This window comes from Agrococcus sp. HG114, from assembly GCF_024723325.1.
Lineage (GTDB): Bacteria > Actinomycetota > Actinomycetes > Actinomycetales > Microbacteriaceae > Agrococcus.
Map to the genome: position 1 here is coordinate 1 of NZ_JANQCH010000280.1, position 489 is coordinate 489.

The window sequence follows — 489 nt, forward strand, 5'->3', positions numbered from 1 at the left end:
TCGGGTTCGTCGGTGAGGACGCGCCCGGTGGGGCTGGTCCATTCGAGGACGCCCTGGTCGAGCTGCTGGACGGTCCAGGCGGTGGCGTGCTTCATCGTGTGGTGCCGCCGGCACAGGTGCGCGAGGTTCGAGAGCGCCGTGGCGCCGCCGTCGGCGTGGTCGCGGGTGTGGTCGGTGTCTGCGCGGGAGACGGCGTTCGCGCAGCCGGGCCACCGGCAGCGGCCGTCCCGCGCCCGCAGCCAGCGGCGCATCGCCCGCGTCGGCCGATAGGTGTCGACCGCGACCGGGACGCCGGTGACCGGGTGGGTGAACAGGCGTTCCCACACGACCGTCTCCGCGGCGAGGGAGCGCACGGTCGCGGCGTCGACGAGCGCGCCGCCCTCGAGCGCGCCGGAGAACCGCAACTGAGGCTCGTCCGCATCGTCGGTCTGGTTGAGCAGCTCGGTGGCGGGGATCGTCACCGTGACGGTCGCGGTGATCGGGTTGACG

General features: G+C 74.0%; 1 protein-coding gene. It reads right to left on the reverse strand.

Annotation, left to right across the window (positions count from 1 at the left end; translation table 11 throughout):
* Positions 1 to 489 (reverse strand): HNH endonuclease signature motif containing protein (locus tag NWP09_RS13245; RefSeq protein WP_258275940.1); only part of this gene is annotated, 489 nt, incomplete at both ends.